Source organism: Pannonibacter sp. Q-1 (assembly GCF_054073275.1).
Genome location: NZ_JBSXNB010000007.1, coordinates 188910 through 205468 on the forward strand (window position 1 = coordinate 188910; position 16559 = coordinate 205468).

13 protein-coding genes are annotated in these 16559 nt (G+C 66.0%); 8 read left to right on the forward strand and 5 right to left on the reverse strand.

Annotated elements, in window-relative coordinates; genetic code table 11:
• Nucleotides 1-71 precede the first annotated feature (71 nt).
• Together ACVNHC_RS19385 and ACVNHC_RS19390 are read left to right on the forward strand one after the other, a co-directional pair.
• Nucleotides 72-536: a nucleotidyltransferase domain-containing protein gene (locus ACVNHC_RS19385; RefSeq protein WP_374631286.1), complete on the forward strand. Its 465-nt coding sequence runs from the start codon at nt 72-74 to the stop codon at nt 534-536.
• Nucleotides 537-583: 47 nt separating this feature from the next.
• The gene (locus tag ACVNHC_RS19390) at nt 584-1318 is read left to right on the forward strand and encodes a metallophosphoesterase family protein (protein WP_457168834.1); all 735 of its coding nucleotides are present in this window, start codon (nt 584-586) and stop codon (nt 1316-1318) included.
• A 631-nt stretch (nt 1319-1949) separates the two neighbouring features.
• On the opposite strand, the gene ACVNHC_RS19395 is transcribed toward ACVNHC_RS19390, so the two are convergent.
• Complete coding sequence (locus ACVNHC_RS19395; RefSeq protein ID WP_457168836.1) at nt 1950-2843, reverse strand: AraC family transcriptional regulator; 894 nt, start codon at nt 2841-2843, stop codon at nt 1950-1952.
• 71 nt (nt 2844-2914) lie between these two features.
• Between ACVNHC_RS19395 and ACVNHC_RS19400 the strand changes: the two genes are divergently transcribed.
• Nucleotides 2915-4330: an SLC13 family permease gene (locus ACVNHC_RS19400; protein ID WP_457168838.1), complete on the forward strand. Its 1416-nt coding sequence runs from the start codon at nt 2915-2917 to the stop codon at nt 4328-4330.
• Nucleotides 4331-4382: 52 nt separating this feature from the next.
• On the opposite strand, the gene ACVNHC_RS19405 is transcribed toward ACVNHC_RS19400, so the two are convergent.
• Nucleotides 4383-5267, reverse strand: a complete 885-nt coding sequence (locus ACVNHC_RS19405) for an aminoglycoside phosphotransferase family protein (RefSeq protein WP_457168840.1) — start codon at nt 5265-5267, stop codon at nt 4383-4385.
• 61 nt (nt 5268-5328) lie between these two features.
• Nucleotides 5329-6561, reverse strand: coding sequence for a chromate efflux transporter (gene chrA / locus ACVNHC_RS19410; protein ID WP_457168842.1), 1233 nt, complete (start codon nt 6559-6561; stop codon nt 5329-5331).
• 147 nt (nt 6562-6708) lie between these two features.
• On the opposite strand from chrA, the gene ACVNHC_RS19415 reads away from it, so the two are divergent.
• On the forward strand, nt 6709-6963 hold the full coding sequence (locus ACVNHC_RS19415) for a type II toxin-antitoxin system HicA family toxin (protein ID WP_050473697.1): 255 nt from the start codon (nt 6709-6711) through the stop codon (nt 6961-6963).
• Nucleotides 6960-7292, forward strand: a complete 333-nt coding sequence (locus tag ACVNHC_RS19420) for a type II toxin-antitoxin system HicB family antitoxin (RefSeq protein ID WP_019965475.1) — start codon at nt 6960-6962, stop codon at nt 7290-7292. Before ACVNHC_RS19415 ends, ACVNHC_RS19420 begins: the two co-directional genes overlap by 4 nt.
• Before the next feature lie 35 nt (nt 7293-7327).
• Here ACVNHC_RS19420 and ACVNHC_RS19425 read toward each other — a convergent pair whose 3' ends face one another.
• Both ACVNHC_RS19425 and ACVNHC_RS19430 read right to left on the reverse strand, forming a co-directional pair.
• Complete coding sequence (locus ACVNHC_RS19425; RefSeq protein ID WP_186392289.1) at nt 7328-7705, reverse strand: nuclear transport factor 2 family protein; 378 nt, start codon at nt 7703-7705, stop codon at nt 7328-7330.
• Between the two features lie 184 nt (nt 7706-7889).
• Entirely contained in the window at nt 7890-8753 is an 864-nt protein-coding gene (locus ACVNHC_RS19430) for an alpha/beta fold hydrolase (RefSeq protein ID WP_457168845.1), read from the reverse strand.
• A gap of 99 nt (nt 8754-8852) precedes the next feature.
• Here ACVNHC_RS19430 and ACVNHC_RS19435 point away from each other — a divergent pair, with 99 nt between their 5' ends.
• The 3 genes from ACVNHC_RS19435 to ACVNHC_RS19445 all read left to right on the forward strand — a co-directional run bounded on the left by ACVNHC_RS19435 (nt 8853) and on the right by ACVNHC_RS19445 (nt 16488).
• Entirely contained in the window at nt 8853-9758 is a 906-nt protein-coding gene (locus ACVNHC_RS19435; protein ID WP_160318755.1) for a LysR family transcriptional regulator, read from the forward strand.
• A gap of 503 nt (nt 9759-10261) precedes the next feature.
• Nucleotides 10262-12040, forward strand: a complete 1779-nt coding sequence (locus tag ACVNHC_RS19440) for a ShlB/FhaC/HecB family hemolysin secretion/activation protein (protein ID WP_457168847.1) — start codon at nt 10262-10264, stop codon at nt 12038-12040.
• Nucleotides 12041-12132: 92 nt separating this feature from the next.
• Nucleotides 12133-16488, forward strand: a complete 4356-nt coding sequence (locus tag ACVNHC_RS19445; RefSeq protein WP_457168849.1) for a beta strand repeat-containing protein — start codon at nt 12133-12135, stop codon at nt 16486-16488.
• The last annotated feature ends 71 nt before the right edge of the window (nt 16489-16559 follow it).

Genomic DNA, 16559 nt, shown 5'->3' on the forward strand with positions numbered 1-16559 from the left:
CCAGTTTCTTCAGTGCCTAAGCCTTCTCAAGACGGGGTGCCGCCGCGCCCTGAGCTCATGGGTTGCCCCGCATGACCGACGGACCTGAAAAGACCGCCTTTCTCTCCGCCCGCGTGCCGGTGAGCCTGAGGAACAGGTTCAAGGCCGTCGCGGCGCAGCGGGGGTTGAAGGTGCAGGACCTTCTCAACGAGCTGCTCACCAGCTACATGGACGGGCTGAACCGGCGCGAGCCTTCGGCGACGGAGGTCATCCACATCCTGCGCGCCCAGAAGGAGCGGCTGATGCGCCTCGGCCTCCTGCATCTTTATCTCACCGGCCCGCTCGCCCGGGGCGAGCCTTCCACCGGGCAGGAGGTGAACCTCTCCTATGAGCTGGACCCGCAGGCGGGCTTGTCCCTGCTCAGCATCGGCCGCATCGGCGACATCATCACCGCCTCCCTGCCGGATGATCTGAGGGTCACCCTCGTCCCCCGCAAGAAAGCCGCCTCCTCTGCCACCTATGCCAGCAGCGCGGACGACGAGATCCGCGTGTTCTGAGGGCCGCCGCCACATAGTCCGCCCCGCTCCGCCACATGGAGGCCCGCATGCGCATTGCCGTCATTTCCGATGTTCATGGCAACCTGATTGCCCTCGATGCGGTGCTGGACCACATCGCCCGGCAGCAGCCGGACGCGATCGTCAATCTCGGCGATCTTGTCTCCGGCCCTTATGATCCCCACGGCAGTGCCGAGCGCCAGATGCGCCTTGCGGCCATGACCCTTGCGGGCAACCACGAGCGCCAGCTGCTGGAGGGCGGAACGGGGTTCTCCGACAGTTTCGCCGGAGCCCGGATCACGCAGGCGCACATGGACTGGATCGCCAGCCTGCCGCAGACGCTGACGCTTGCCGATGGCGAGGTCTTCGCCTGCCATGGCAGCCCGGCGGGCGGTGACCTTGACTATCTGCTAGAAGATATCAGCCGGGGCTTTCCGGTGCTGGACACGCAAGGAGCCATCGCCAGCCGCATTGCCGGCATTGGCGGCGCCCGCGTCGTGCTCTGCGGCCACACCCACATTCCGCGCCTTGCCTGGGTGGAGGGGGTGCTGATCGTCAATCCCGGCAGTGTGGGCATGCCCGCCTATGAGGATGACACCCCCGTGCTGCATGTGATGGAAGCCGGCACCCCGCATGCCCGCTACGCCATGGTGGAGCGCATGGCGGGCGGCTGGGCAGCCACCTTCCACGCCATCCCCTATGACTTTGCCGCCGCCGCAGACCAGGCAAGGCAGGCAGGCCGTGAAGCCACCGCAACAGCCACCCTGAGCGGGCGCATGAGGTAGGGCACCGGCTCAAGGCCGCTTCTTTGACCCCGTCCACCCGGCTTGGGAAAAGCCTGTGATCTGGCTACTCCGGCACGGCCTTCCCGCCCCCCTCCCCCTCGTGGGGAGGGGTGAGGGGTGGGGGGAATGACCTTTCCGGCTGGCAGAGAATCCATTGCTTCCGGACGATCGCTTCTCTTGATGTATCTTCAGGAAAATAGATATTTTTCATATAGTTGCAACCTCAAAGCCCCCCACCCCTTACCCCTCCCCACGAGGGGGAGGGGGGCGGAGGCACCCTGCCACAGGGCAAATGCATCACTGCGGTCCAGCGTCGGCCCCTTACTCCCGGTCCACCCGGCTTGGGCATGCGCACATCGTGTTTGAAGTCAGAGACGGCTTGGGGAAAGCCTGAAGTCTGGCTACTCCGGCACGGCCTTTCAGCCCCCCTCCCCCTCGTGGGGAGGGGTGAGGGGTGGGGGGAATGGCCTTTCCGTCTGGCAGAGCACCCATTGCTTCCGGAAGATCGCTTCTCTTGATGTATCATCAGAAAAATAGATATTTTTCATATAGTTGCAGGCTCAGAGCCCCCCACCCCTTACCCCTCCCCACGAGGGGGAGGGGCGGAGGCACCCTGCCATCATGCCGGTTCTCACCTTTCCCGGTCCCTTGCTCCCCCGTCCACCCCCTCCGCCGGTGACCCGCCCCTTGCCAGAAAGCTCTGGGGCGGGGTGCCGAAGTAGCTGCGGAAGGCGGCGGAGAAGGCGCTGGCGCTGCCATAGCCCAGCCGGTGGGCGATTTCCGTGCTGCTGTGGCCATGGTTGAGCAGTTCCAGCGCCGAAAGCAGCCGTAACCGGCTGCGCCATTGCCGGAAGGTGAGGCCGGTTTCCCCATGGAACAGGCGCTCCAGCGTGCGGATGCTGGCCCCCGCCATGGTGCCCAGCTCTGCCAGAGACCGGCCATCCCCCGGATTCGCCACCAGATGCCGCGTCACCCGCAGCAGGCGCGGATCATGGCCGCCGGGCAGATGCAGGGGGGCTTCGGCCAGCACCGTGATCTCATCCAGCGCAAGGGCGCAAAGATACCGGTGATGACTGGAGCGGCCAGCCGCCTCGTTTCCTGCCGCCTCGTTGCCCATCTCGTTGCCCGCCATGCTGCACAGCCGCAGGATGATCTCGCGCATCAGCCCCGTCATCAGCCGCACGCTGCAGGCGCTGCCCGAGAGGGCAGGGCGGCCCTCAAGCGCGCTGGGGTCCACATAGAGATTGCGGATCTCCACTTCCGTTTCCGAGACGGTGTGATGCGGCACGCCGCCGGGGATCCAGACCGTGTGCGACGGCGGCACGATCCACACCCCGTCCGCGCTGAACACGCGCAGCACGCCCCGCACCGCCCACAAAAGCTGGCTGCGGGGGTGGCTGTGCGGGGCAACGGCCCAGCCGGGCGCCAGCCTTTCGCTGCGGGCCAGCACCGGCCGCTCCGGGTCGATCACGAAGGCCGTGGGGGAGGGGGCGGCATTTGGCGTGTCAGCGACATCAATTGGCATGATGATGGTCTAACGCATTGCGGCCGCAGAAGCTAGTTTGGCGTCCCCGCACCAGACCAGGATGTTCCGCCGTGACCAGCCCCATTCCCCTGCGCAAGGCGCTCGCCTTTGGCCTCATCGCCGTTTCGCTGCTGATTGCCCTGTTTCCGCCCGCGCCCTTGAGCCCGGTTCAGGGGCAGACGCTGGCCATCATTCTCCTCACGCTCGGGCTCTGGGCGACGAGCCTCGTGCCCAACTATCTGGCGGCGCTGATCTTCTTCGCCGCGGCGCTGATCCTGAAACTCGCCCCCGCGCCGCTGGTGTTCTCCGGCTTTTCCTCGGCGGCCATCTGGCTGATCGTTTCCGGCTTCGTCATCGGCAGTGCCATCAGCCTGTCGGGACTGGGCGACAAGCTGGCCGCCGCCCTCGCGCCGATGCTGACCGGCAGCTATCTGCGCCTCATCGGCGGGTTGATGCTGATCGCCATGTTCCTCGGTTTCCTGATGCCGTCCTCCGTCGGCCGCGCCGTGGCGCTCATTCCAGCGGGGATGGCGCTGGCCACCCGCTGCGGCTTTGAGCCGGGCTCCAATGGCCGCATCGGCATTGCCGTGGTGCTGGCCATTGGCTGCAACATGCCGAGCTTTGCCATCCTGCCGTCCAACATTCCCAACATGGTGCTGTCCGGCGCGGCCGAAACCATCTACGGCACGCATTTCAGCTATGTCGATTATCTGCTGCTGCATTATCCGGTGCTGGGCATCGTCAAATCTGCGCTGATCGTGTTTCTGGTGCTGCGGTTCTTCCCCGCAAGGATCAGCCGCGCCCGCGGCCAGATGCCCGATGCCGCCCCGCAGAAGCCTAAGGCCGGAAATGCCGCCACCGCGCGGCTGAAAACCTCGATCATTCTGATGATGACGCTTGGCTTCTGGGCGACGGACAGCCTGCACGGCATCAACCCGGCCTGGATCGGCCTGGCGGCAGCCATCATTCTGATGCTGCCGGGCATCGGCATCGTGCCGCCGCAGTCCTTCAAGACCTCCGCCGATTTCGGCACGCTGCTGTTTGTGGCAGGCGCGCTGGCCGTGGGCACGCTGGTCAACCAGTCGGGCCTCGGCACGCTGATCGGGCAGGGGCTGCAGGCGGTGCTGCCTCTGGCACCGGCGGAAACAGGGGCACAGGGCCTCGTCAACTTCCTGTCGCTGACGCTGATGAGCTTCGGCACCAGTCTTGTGGCCACGGTTCCCAGCGCTCCGGCGGTGCTGACGCCCATGGCGCAGGACCTTGCAACGGCCAGCGGCTTCAGCCTCGATGCGGTGCTGATGACGCAGGTGCCCGGCTTCTCCACCGTGCTGCTGCCCTATCAGGTGGCGCCGCTGATCATCGCCATGCAGATGTCGGGCGAGCGGCTGACCCATCTCACCCGGCTGCTTCTGCCGCTGACCGCCATCACCCTGCTGCTGCTTCTGCCGCTCGACTATCTGTGGTGGCGGCTGCTGGGCTGGGTGTAGGCCAAAGCCCGCAGCGCCGGAGCCTCTTCAAGGCGTGATGCGCAACGCTGGATCAGAGCAGCAGCCCGAGGCGGGACAGGGTGAGGCGGCATTGGCGGCACAGCGGCTCGTTCCGGCCGCCCCGGTAATAGCTGAGGGCAATGACGGCGCCATAAAGCGCCCAGGCCTTGCCGCGCAGCCAGGCGCCCTCGTCCAGCTCCAGCGTCTGGCGGAAGGCATCGCGCGCGGCAGGATCCACCCAGGACCAGGCGGTGGCATAATCGGCTGCCGGGTCGCCCACGGCCGAAAGGCCCCAGTCGATCACGCCGGAGAGCTGTCCCTTGAGGGTCAGCAGGTTGTCAGCCTTCAGGTCCCCATGCAGCCACACACCCGGCCCCTCGAAAGGCACCGCCAGCGCGCTGCCCCACAGCGCCACTGCCGCCGTGACATCCACCTCGTCCCGCACCATCTCGATTGCCGGAAAGGTCTGCGCGGACATATCCGCAAGCGGGATGCCCCGCAGCTTGTTCACCGGCCCGGCCAGCGGCGCGCCCTCCACGGGCTTGCGGTGCAGCGCCTTCAGGAATCCGGCCAGCGCAACCGCCGCGTCCGTCACGCTGGCAATGTTCTGCGGCGTGGCAACCTCGCCTTCCATCCAGTCAAATATGCCGAATTCGCAGCCCATCTCAGGCCCGGCATGCCCGCGGGTGCGCAGCCGGGGAATGGTGAGGGGCAGGGGGGCGAGATGCGGCAGCCAGTCAAGCTCCTTCGTCACCAGTTCCACCGCGGACCGGCGCCGGGGAATGCGCAGCACCAGACCGTCCCCGACCCGGTACAGCGCATTGTCCGTGCCCGCGGAGGCCACCCGGGAGACCGGCAGATGCGCCCATTGCGGGGCCTGTTGGGCCAGCAGCGCATGGATCAGGGCATCCGTGACGGGAAGATCATCTGCATGCATCGGCTTATCCTTTTTCTCATGCCAAGGCGTGCGATGCTGACGCATCACGCCTTGAAAAGGCTCAGACGCCGCCCGGGCTTGCCCAGACCGCCAGCACCGCTCCGCCTGCGGCGGCCAGCACAACGGCGGCGAAGGGCGGGGCCCTGAAGGCCACGAGCAGCACGAAACAGGCCAGCGCAAGTGTGAAATCCGGCAGGCCGCCGATGGCGCTGGTGAAGACGGGCGTATAGAGCGCGGCGCCTAGAATGCCCACCACGGCGGCATTGGCCCCCTGCATCAGCGATTGCGCCGGGGCGAGGGTGCGGAACCGGTCCCAGAAGGGCAGGGCGCCCACCAAGAGCAGGAAGCCGGGCAGAAACACGAAGACAAGCGCCAGCGCCGCCCCCGCAAGGCCATTGGGCGCAGGCCCCAGCACCGCGCCGAGATAGGCGGCAAAGGTGAAAAGCGGCCCCGGCATCGCCTGCACCGCGCCATAACCGGCGAGGAAGGCGTCCGGCGTCACCCAGCCGGGCTGCACCACTTCCGCTTCCAGCAGCGGCAGCACCACATGGCCGCCGCCGAAGACCAGCGACCCGGCGCGGTAGAAACTGTCCATCACCGCAAGGCTCTGGCTTTGCCCGGCCAGCAGCGGCAGCAGCACCAGGAGCGCCGCAAAGACGGCCAGCGCGGCAAGGGCCACGCCCCGCGTCACGGGCAGGGGGGCAGGCGGGGCGGCAGCTGCCCCTTGCCCCCGGCCCAGCACCAGACCGGCGCTGGCGCCCAGCAGGATCGCCGCCACCATGCCAAAAGCGCCGGGCAAAAGAGCGAGCATGGCGACGGCGCCAACGGCAATGGCCGCGCGCTCCTTGTCCGGGCAGAGGTTTTTCGCCATGCCCCAGACCGCCTGCGCCACGATGGCAACCGCAACGATCTTCAGCCCGTGCAGCGCGCCGGTGCCCAAGGGGCCGGAGATGCGCGCCGCCGTCATGGCAAAGAGGAAGAGCACCAGCGCCGAGGGCAAAGTGAAGGCGGTGAAGGCGGCGAGCGCCCCCAGCCAGCCGGCCCGCATCATCCCCAGCGCAAAACCCACCTGACTGGAGGCAGGCCCCGGCAGAAACTGGCACAGCGCCACCAGATCCGCATAGGCCCTGTCCGTCAGCCAGCCGCGCCGCGTCACCAACTCATCGCGGAAATAGCCAAGATGGGCAATCGGCCCGCCGAAGGACGTGAGCCCCAGCTTCAGGAAAACCCCGAACACCTCCCTGGCCGTTCCCACCGGCCCTGCGGCCTCTTCCGTTCCCGCTTCGCTGCTCATCGCCCGCCGGTGTCTCCTCAAGAGTGTCAGATGCCCACTAACCGTAGCCGTGTGACGGCTGCATGACGACAGGGGAATTCATGGCTGATCTTGCGGAGAGGGGTAAATGCGCTTGCAATTAACGCTAGCACCTCCTACCTTTTCTCAATGAACAGCAAGCACCGCAAGACTCTTGCCGCCGTCTTTAGCGAACCGGTGCCGGGAACCATCGAATGGGCGGCGATCGAAGGCCTGCTGCTGGCCGCAGGGGCACGGCTGATCGAAGGGCGCGGGTCACGGGTGCGGTTCGAGAAGGATGGCGAGGTGGCGGCGTTTCACCGCCCGCATCCCGCGAAGGAAGCAAAGCGGTACCAGGTGCGCGATGCACGCGATTTTCTGGACCGGATCGGGGTCAGGCCATGAGCAACACCATGACTTACAAGGGCTATGCTGCCCGGATCGAATATGACGACGAGGACGGCATCCTGACCGGCCGCATTGCCGGCATCCGCGATACGGTGGGCTTTCATGCTGACACGGTGGAAGGCCTGCGCGAAGCCTTCCATGAGGCTGTCGAGGACTATATCGAAACCTGCGCCAGGATCGGCAAGGAGCCGCAGAAATCCTATTCGGGGCAGGTCATGTTCCGCATCAGCCCCGAGGTTCACCGCAAGGCCGCACAGGCCGCCGAACTGTCCGGCAAGAGCCTGAACCAGTGGGCCGAAGAAGTGCTCGACCGGGCTGCGGGGTGATAGAGCGGGCAGAGGTTGCGGGCAGGCACCAGACCTCAGCTTTCATCCACGATGCTGATGATCTTTCCGCCTTCGACACGGAAGGCGGATGCGCCTGAGAACGCGAGCTTCTGGCCAGCCTTCCATCCGTTCGGCAGGTCGGTTGCCACAACCGCCGTATAGTCGATCTCGGCCAGTGTGGTGCCCGCCACGGTAATCGCGTTCACAACCTTCTGCTGCCGGGTCTCGAATGCGGATGCGCCGAACCTCGCCATCTGCGCAAAGCTCTGCTTGTCCAGCGCCTCCGCCGTCACCTCGCCGCCGGAGATGTTCTGAAAGACCACGTTCCCGGCGAGGCACATCAGCATCCCCTCGACGTCCTTGCGGTTATAGGCATCAATATAGGTTTCGATCGGATCAGGCAGACGTCCCATCAATCGCACTCCGGCAAGAGTCATCCCCTTGATCATCTACCATAGCCGCTTGACGGCTGCATGGCCGCACCGTCCGTATAGCCGCCCTGTCAAGGCGCCCCGGAACGGGCGGTTTTCCCGCAACAGATATTTTTGCCGGGCCCTGCCGGAGGCGGTGATGATAAGGCCGGATCTGTGGTTCCCCTCAGCCGGGAAGGACGCGCCCCAGGAAATTGCGGATCAGAACCGCGATTTCATCTGCGTGGGTCTCAAGGGCGAAGTGGCCGGCATCCAGCAGATGGATCTCCGCATCCGGAAGGTCGCGCCTGTAGGCCTCGGCACCGGCGGGAATGAAGGCCGGATCATGGCGCCCCCAGGCCGCCAGAAGGGGCGGGCGGTGTTCGCGGAAATAGGACTGAAAGTCCGGATAGAGGGCCACGTTGCTGCGGTAGTCCCGGATCAGATCAAGCTGAATCTCTTCGGCACCCGGCCGCGCCATATAGGCGATGTCGAGTTCATAGCCATCGGGGGAGAGGCGTTCCGGGTCTGCTCCGGTTCCGTACTGCCAGATCCGGATGGTGTCCGGTGACAGGGACGGACGGCAGGCCTCCCGGTTCGCTTCGCTGTCAACGCGCCAATAGTCTTCCCACGGGCCCCATTCGCTGCTGAAGCCATCAGTATAGGCATTGCCATTCTGGCTGATGATCGCCGTCACTCTCTCAGGATGACGCAGGGCCAGCCGCAGGCCAACCGGCGCACCATAGTCGAAGACATAGAGCGCATAGCGGTCGAGCGACAGGGCCTCGGTGAAAGCCTCGATGACACCGGCAAGCCGGTCGAACGTGTAGCCGAACGTCCCGCGCGGCGGGGATTTGGTCTGGCCGAAGCCGGGCAGATCAGGCGCGACAAGCCTGTACCGGTCCGCCAGCAGCGGGATCAGATCGCGGAACATGTGGCTGGACGTGGGAAAACCATGCAGCAACAGGATGACCGGCGCATCGGCGGGGCCCGCCTCGCGGTAGAAAACCTCCACGCCACCGGCCATCTGGAACTTGTATCTCGTGGACATCACCAACTCCATTTTGTGTTCCCGGAGAAGGTAATGTGTTTCAAGTTCCGGCATAATATGGCCAATCTGAAAGTCTTGATTGCAGAATTGGAAACTCTGATGGACCGTCTTGAAGCCATGTCGATCTTTGTTGCGGCCGTGGAGGCAGGCTCTCTGGCGGCGGCGGCGCGCAGGCTGGGCCGCTCTCCGGCCTCCGTGACCCGCGCGGTTGCACAGCTGGAGGCAACGGCCGGTGAACGGCTGCTCGACCGCACGACGCGCCGCTTCGCCGTGACGGAGGCAGGAGCCCGTCATGCCACGGCCTATATGGCGGTTCTGGATGAACTCGGGCGCCTGGACCATCCGGCGCAAGAGGCCGAAATCCATGGCAGCATCGTGATCACCGCGCCGGAACTGTTTGGCCGGCTGCACGTGATGCCGGTGGTCGAAAGCTTTCTGGAGGCCCACCCCCATGTGCAGGTGCGTGTGCTGCTGCTCAACCGGATGGTGGACCTGACCGGGGAGGGCGTGGACGTGGCCGTCCGCCTGGCAGAGCTGCCGGATTCTTCGCTGAGCGCGGTGAAACTGGGCGAAGTGCGCCCGCTGATCTGCGCCGCACCGGCCTATCTGGAGAGACATCCGGCGCCGGATCATCCCTCCGGTCTGCAGCACCATGTGTGCATCGGCCTGAACGAGGCCGGCACGCATGAACTCTGGCGCTACCGTGAAAGCCCCTCGTCCCGCCGCGTCCGTTCGGTCCGGGTCGCATGCCGGCTTTCCCTCAACAGCGCGGCAGCCGCAATCACGGCGGCAGAGCGCGGTCTGGGTCTCGTCCGGCCCCTGTCTTATCAGGTGGCGCGGCAGATCGCGGACGGGTCTCTTGTTGCCGTTCTCCAGCGCTACGAAACCGAACCGGTGCCGGTGCACATGGTGTTTCAGCCCCGCAAGACCGCCAGCAGAGCCACCCGTGCCTTCATTGACCACGCCCTGCCGCTGCTGAAGCGCAAATCCTTCGGCGGCCCCTGACAGAAGGACGCCGCCAGCCCCATTGTCATCCCGCCGCCTGCGGCAGAACCCCGATCCGCTACAGACCTCGCCTCCGCCATCTCCCACGCCGCTGGAACCGCGGGCAGGGGGGCAACGTCAGCACGCTTCTAGTCAGTTTCGCACTCATGGTCAGCGGGGGCTGTCAGAAATAACCGCTTCAGTGCAGCGGCCGCCTGAGCGGCCCCTTTCCAGCGCTTGCGATGGCCAGTCAGAGACCGGCGAATGCCGCGTCTCTCTCATAAACCGGCCCCATTAACCTTACCTCCACGCGATTTATCGCGTAATCTATCTTATGGAACTTATATCCATGCGATGCCGTCGCCGGCTCGGATACGGTGTTCCGCATTATCATTCCCCGGCACCGCAGTTTTGCCGATACATGCAAAGTTTGGACATGCAAGTCAGGGCTGTTTCCGGCAATTTCGGTGAACAGGCGTCAGACATGGTCTGGCTGGCCGGTCCGGGACGGGGATCATCTGCTTGTGACGATTTGGGGAACACTGACGGAACGGTGCGCCGGGCGGCGGGGTGTGGCGCGGCCTCTGGCGGCGGCGGCGCTGGTGGCTGCGATGGGCGGCGCGGGCATGCCTGCTGCCGCGCAGGATGCGGGCAGCCTGTTGCGGGAGCAGCAGAGGCGGCTGGACATGCAGCGGCCCCTGCCGGGCATGGAGGTGGACGCGGCGGCGCAGAGCCCGCAAGGGCGGCCGGTCACCGCTTCGGACGAAGGCCAGACCATCACCATCACCGGCCTGCGCTTTACGGGCCGGGCGGATCTTCTGCCGCCCGCCAGTCAGGCGGGCATCATCGCGGCCGGAAAGGGCAAGCGGCTTGGCATCGGCGGCATTCAGGCGCTGGCGAGCCAGACGACGGCGGCATTGCAGGCGCAAGGCCATCTGCTGGCCAGCGCCATCCTGCCGCCGCAGGACATCACCGAAGGGGTGATCACCATCGAGATCCGGCAAGGCCGGCTGGAAGAGGCAAGCTTCGGGCGGGCGGAAGGCATGCGGGCCTCCGAAGCGCGGCTGCGCGCCATTCTGGAACAGGAAACGGCGGGCGAGGATCTGACGCAGGCGCAGCTGGAAAGCGCCCTGCTGCGCATGAATGCCCACCCCGGCGTCACCGCAAGGGCAAGGCTGATGCCCGGCACGGCCCCCGGCACCACGCGGCTTGTGATCGATACCACGCAGGACCAGCTGCTTTCCGGCAGCCTGTCCGCCGACAATTTCGGCTCCTGGTCCACGGGGCGGATACAGGGCACCGGCACGGCGCTCTTGACCGACGCCACCGGCTACGGCGACCTCAGCCGCGTCACGCTGTCGGGCTCGGAAGGCCAGCGCTTCGGCTCGCTGTCAGCCAGCGTGCCGCTGTGGGCCTCACCCTTCACGCTCAGCGCCAGCTATGGCCACCTGACCTATCGCAACGTGGATGACACGGGCCGCCTGCTGGGTCTGAAGGGCAAGGCGGATTTTGCCGGGGCGACGCTGGATTATGCGCTCATGACCACCCGCAGGCTTTCCGTCTCCACCTCGGCCGGGGTGAACTGGAAGTCTCTGGTGGATGACAGCCGCGCCGGACGGCTTTCGGACAAGCAGTCCGTCTCCGGCACTTTCGGTGTCTCGGGCGAAGCGCGCGATGCCTTTCTGGGCGGCGGCCTGACGGCCCTGTCGCTGAGCTGGACCACGGGCACGCTGGATCTCTCCGGCGAGCCTTCGGCGGAGGCGGCAGACCGGGCGGGCCTGCGCACCGCCGGGGCCTTCAACAAGCTCAATGCCAGCGCGGCGCGGGTGCAGAAGCTGCCAGGGGCCTTTTCGCTCTTTGCCCGCGGCTATGGCCAGCTGGCCGATGGCAATCTGGACTCGTCCGAGGAATTTTCGCTCGGTGGGCCCTATGCGGTGCGCGCCTATCCGGTGGGTGAAGGGCGCGGCGACATGGGCGTGCTGGGCAGTGTGGAACTGCGTTACGACCTGCCGGTGAACGCCAGATATGGGCAGGTGCAACTGGCCGCCTTTGCCGATGCCGGACAAGTGGTGGTGAACCGCTTCGAGCGGGGCATACCGCTCGCCAATGCCTGCGCCTGCAACAGCTATGGCCTTGGCGGCGCAGGGCTTTATGCCCGCTGGACGCGCGAGAACCTGAATATCTCGGCCACCTGGGCCCATGCCATCGGGGACAACCCCGGCCGCAGCCCGGCGGACGGCAGCAATACGGACGGAAAGTCCCTGAACAATCAGTTCTGGCTGACGGGGGCCATCCGCTTCTGAGGCGGTTGAACCCATCGCACGCCAGTGCGGCAAAAGAAGTTTCTGGGCGGGAGGCATGATCCTCCCGAAGCCCCAGCATGAGGACTGGTGCCATGCAGCTTTCCCGGCAGTTTTCCCGTCACAGCGTCTCTCCGGCTGGCCGTCTCTCCACGCGCAGGCGTCATCTGACCCTGCTCCTGTCCACCTGCGCGCTTGGCGCCGGGCTGATCCTGCCCCCCTCCCTGCTGCAGGCGCAGGAGCTGCCCACCGGCGGCACCATCGCGGCAGGCACCGGCAGCATCGGCACCTCGGGCAACACCATGACGGTGACGCAGACCAGCCACCAGCTCATCACCAACTGGAACAGCTTTTCCATCGGCAGCGGCGCGACGGTCAATTTCGTGCAGCCGGGCGCCTCGTCCATGGCGCTCAACCGCGTCACGGGTCAGGACCCGTCGCAGATCCTCGGCAATCTCAATGCCAATGGTCAGGTGTTCCTGATCAACCCCAATGGCATCGCCATCGGCGCCAGCGGGCGGGTGCAGACGGGGGCCTTCCTCGCCTCCACGCTCGGCATCACCGACAGCAAATTTCTGGCCCATGACTTCACTTTCACCGGCAGCGGCGGCTCCGTCACCAATGCGGGCGAGGTGTCCGGCGCGGTTGTGGCCCTCATCGCCCCCACCGTGCGCAACAGCGGCAGCATCACCGGCGACACCGCCCTTGCCGCCGGAACGGATGTGCTGCTGGATTTTGACGGCGACGGCCTGATCTCGGTGGAGGTGAAGGCCTCCACCATGGAGGCGCTGGCGGAAAACAGCGGCCTGATCAAGGCCGATGGCGGCACCGCCATTCTCACCGCCAGGGGCGCCTCGGAAGCAAAGAAGGGCATCGTCAACAACACCGGCACGGTGGAGGCCAAGGCCATCGGATCGCGCAATGGCCGCATCCTGCTGCTGGGCAGCGACGAGACGAACGCCAGCGGGTCGCTGAAGGCCAAATTCGTCGAGACTTCCGCCAAGAAGGTGAAGCTCGACAAGACGCTGAAGGTCGAGACGGATGGCGGCGACTGGCTGATCGACCCCACGGACATCAACATCGACGCGGATATGGCCGCCGCCATCGAGGCGGGGCTTGCCAGCGGCAATGTGGAAGTCTCAACCGCCGCCGCCGGAGGGGATGCGGGCGATATCACCGTGTCCTCAGGGATCAACTGGGCCGCCAATGTCCTCACCCTCAGGGCCGACCGGAACATTGCCATCAACGCCACGCTCAACGGCACGGCCACGGCGGGGCTGGCGCTGCATTACGGCCAGGGCGCGGTGGCGGCAGGCAACACGGCCGCCTACACCGTCAGCGCCCCCGTCAATCTTGCTTCCACCGGCAGCTTTGCCACGAAGCTGGGCAGCGACGGCGCGGTCGAGAACTATACGATCATCACCAGCCTCGGCGCGGCAGGCAGCACCACGGGCACGGACCTGCAGGGCATCAACGGCAACCTCGCCGGGCGCTATGTGCTCGGCAGCAATATCGACGCCTCGGCCACCTCCGGCTGGAACAGCGGCGCGGGATTTGATCCGCTGGGCAACTTCACCACCGCTTTCTCGGGCTCCTTTGAAGGTCTCGGGCATACGGTTTCCGGTCTTTACATCGACCGGCCCTCGACACAGACCATCGGCCTGTTCGGGGTTACGGCGGGCGCAAGCCTGAGCAATTTCGGCGTGACGGGATCTGTCGCCGGCGGTTCTTCCGTTGGCGGTGCCGTGGGCTGGGCGGCAAATTCCACGCTCTCCGGCCTCTGGTCTTCCGCAACGGTGGCCGGCAGCACGGGCGCGACGGGCGGACTGGTGGGCACCATGTTTCAGACCACCCTCACCCGCTCCTTTGCCCGCGGAGACGTCAGCGGCGGCGCCGTTCTCGGCGGGGGAGTGCTGGGGGCCTTCGGCGGGCTGGTGGGCTTTCTCAACAGCGGCACCATCAGCCAGTCCTATGCAACCGGCAATGCCTCCACCGTCAGGTTCCAGGTGGGCGGGTTGGTCGGGGCAACCAGCGCCAATGGCGTGATCATCAACTCCTATGCCACCGGCAACGTCTCGGGAACGGAGGGCGGCGCGCTCGTTGGCAACAACGGCGGCACGATCAGCTACAGCTACGCCACAGGCAGCGTTTCCGGAAACCAGGGCCTGTTCGGCAGCAATAGCAGCAGCAACGTGTCCACCGTCTTCTACAACGCCGACGCGGCAGGCACGGAGCCCTCTTTCGCCAGCCGGGGCAAGACAGCCGCCGAGCTTCTCGATCCCTTCCTCTACATCGAGGACGGCTGGGACTTTGCCAGCATCTGGGGCTCGCCCAAGGCAGGCGGACTGCCGGAGCTGCGGGCGCTGTCCACGCAGGCGCTCTACGACAATTACATCAAGGTGTCCGGAGATCTCTCCCGCGCCTATGGCGACACGGGCAGCTTTCAGGGCAGCCTGACCACCAGCATCACCGGCACCTCCGTCTCCGTCGATGTGGGCAGCGCCATCACCGGCACGACGAATGCGGGCACCTACGCCTGGTCGGAGCCCAACATGGTCACCCTCGGCCTGACCGGCGGCCTGACGATGGCCGACTTCTACCTCGCCTTCGGCACGGGCGGCGTCACGGTGACGCCGCGTGCCGTCAGCCTCACCGGCTCGCGGACCTACAACGGCAGCACCAGCTTCTCGGCCTCGGATATCGTTCTGGGCAACCTTGCCAATGGCGAGACACTGAGCCTCAGTGGCGCGGCCACCCTCGCCAGCAGGAATGCGGACCAGTATTTCACCGCTGACACAAACGGGCTTACGCTTGGCAACGGGACGGGCCTTGCCTCCAATTACACCTTCACGGACGCAGTGGTGGATCTCGAGGTCACCCGCGCAGTGATCACGGCCGTCAGTGGTCTTGCCGTGGACAGCAAGGTCTATGACGCAACCACCACGGCAACGCTGGACACCTCCGGCATGATCCTCACCGGCATGGTCAGCGGGGATGACCTCACGTTCAACGGCACCGCCGCCTTCCTCACCGCCTCTGCCGGCACGGGCAAGACGGTCGAAGTCACGCTCTCGACCCTCACCGGTGCCGATGCTGCCAACTATGAATATGACGCCAGCATCGGCAACACGATCCTGCTCACGTCCGCCGCAGATATTTCGCAAAAGGCGCTCACGGTCACGGGCCTTGCCGGTCTCACCCGAGAGTATGACGGAACCACGGCGGTCATCATTGACCAGAGCTTTGCCGGGCTGAACGGCGTGATCCTGGGCGATGACGTGAGCCTTGCCACCGCCCTTGGCGCCTATGCGGACAAGAACGCGGGCAACGGCAAGATCATCACCATCACGGGCCTGACGCTTGGCGGCGCGGAAGCAGGCAACTACAGCGTCAGCGTCACGCCCGGCACCGTCACGGGCGATGTGGAAAAGGCGGTCATCTCCGCCGTCAGCGGGCTGTCGGCACAAAGCAAGGTCTATGACGGGGGCGATGCCGCCACGCTGGATGCGAGCGGGGCCGTGCTGACGGGCTTTGTCAGCGGCGATGACCTGACCCTGTCCGGCTCGGCCGCCTTCCTCGACCCGTCGGCGGGCACGAACAAGGATATCTCGGTCTTTGGCCTGGCTCTGGCCGGTGCAGACGCTGGCAATTACGAGCTGGCCAATGCGCTGGGGAACAGCTTCAATGTTTCCACGACGGCCGCCATCACACCGAAGGCGCTCACCCTCACCGGCGTTTCGGGCATCACGCGCATCTATGATGGCACCACGGCGGTGGCGCTGGATCTGACCGGCGCGCAGCTGAGCGGCATCATCCTTGGCGATGACGTCAGCCTTGCCACCGCCCTTGGCCTCTATGCGGACAAGAATGCGGGCACCGGCAAGCTGATCATCGTCTCGGGCCTGACCCTCGGCGGCATGGCGGCCGGAAACTACACGGTCAGCATCACGCCCGGCACCGTCACGGGGGATGTGACCCAGGCCGTCATCTCCAGCATCGGCGGCATTGCCGCCCTCAACAAGACGGCAGACGGCACGGTGACTGCCGCGCTCGACACCTCCGGTGCCCTGTTCGACGGCATGATCACCGGCGACATGCTGAGCGTGGCCACCGCAACCGGCCTGTTCGAGGATGCAGAACCGGGCACGGGCAAGACGGTGCTGATCAGCGGCCTCAGCCTCGGCGGCGCGGACGCCATGAACTACACCCTCGTCTCCACCACGGCCACGGCGCTGGCAGACATCACGCCCCGGCCTGTCACGCCGGACCCGCAGGTCCCCGGCGTTCCGGGGCAGCCGGGCACCGTGTCGCGCGTGGTCAGCAGCTGGTCCCTCTTCGGCGGGCTCTTCTCGCCCGCAGATCAGGCCGGCTTCCTGCGCCTCGCCTCCCTCGGCAGCAATCCGCAGGACATGACCGGCATGGATCTGATCGAGGATGAAAGGAGCGAATAATACCAAGGCTTTCGATGCTGACGCATCACGCCTTGAAAATGCTCAAGCGCCGCACGGGCTTAACCAATGCT

What these genes read in the sequence shown, in the direction of transcription:
- chrA (WP_457168842.1), bottom strand. Translation starts at nt 6,561, where the DNA reads ATGAGCAGCGAAGCGGGAACGGAAGAGGCCGCAGGGCCGGTGGGAACG.
- ACVNHC_RS19420 (WP_019965475.1), top strand. Translation starts at nt 6,960, where the DNA reads ATGAGCAACACCATGACTTACAAGGGCTATGCTGCCCGGATCGAATAT.
- ACVNHC_RS19385 (WP_374631286.1), top strand. Translation starts at nt 72, where the DNA reads ATGACCGACGGACCTGAAAAGACCGCCTTTCTCTCCGCCCGCGTGCCG.
- ACVNHC_RS19430 (WP_457168845.1), bottom strand. Translation starts at nt 8,753, where the DNA reads ATGTCCACGAGATACAAGTTCCAGATGGCCGGTGGCGTGGAGGTTTTC.
- ACVNHC_RS19435 (WP_160318755.1), top strand. Translation starts at nt 8,853, where the DNA reads ATGGACCGTCTTGAAGCCATGTCGATCTTTGTTGCGGCCGTGGAGGCA.
- ACVNHC_RS19405 (WP_457168840.1), bottom strand. Translation starts at nt 5,267, where the DNA reads ATGCATGCAGATGATCTTCCCGTCACGGATGCCCTGATCCATGCGCTG.
- ACVNHC_RS19415 (WP_050473697.1), top strand. Translation starts at nt 6,709, where the DNA reads ATGAACAGCAAGCACCGCAAGACTCTTGCCGCCGTCTTTAGCGAACCG.
- ACVNHC_RS19390 (WP_457168834.1), top strand. Translation starts at nt 584, where the DNA reads ATGCGCATTGCCGTCATTTCCGATGTTCATGGCAACCTGATTGCCCTC.
- ACVNHC_RS19395 (WP_457168836.1), bottom strand. Translation starts at nt 2,843, where the DNA reads ATGCCAATTGATGTCGCTGACACGCCAAATGCCGCCCCCTCCCCCACG.
- ACVNHC_RS19425 (WP_186392289.1), bottom strand. Translation starts at nt 7,705, where the DNA reads ATGGGACGTCTGCCTGATCCGATCGAAACCTATATTGATGCCTATAAC.
- ACVNHC_RS19445 (WP_457168849.1), top strand. Translation starts at nt 12,133, where the DNA reads ATGCAGCTTTCCCGGCAGTTTTCCCGTCACAGCGTCTCTCCGGCTGGC.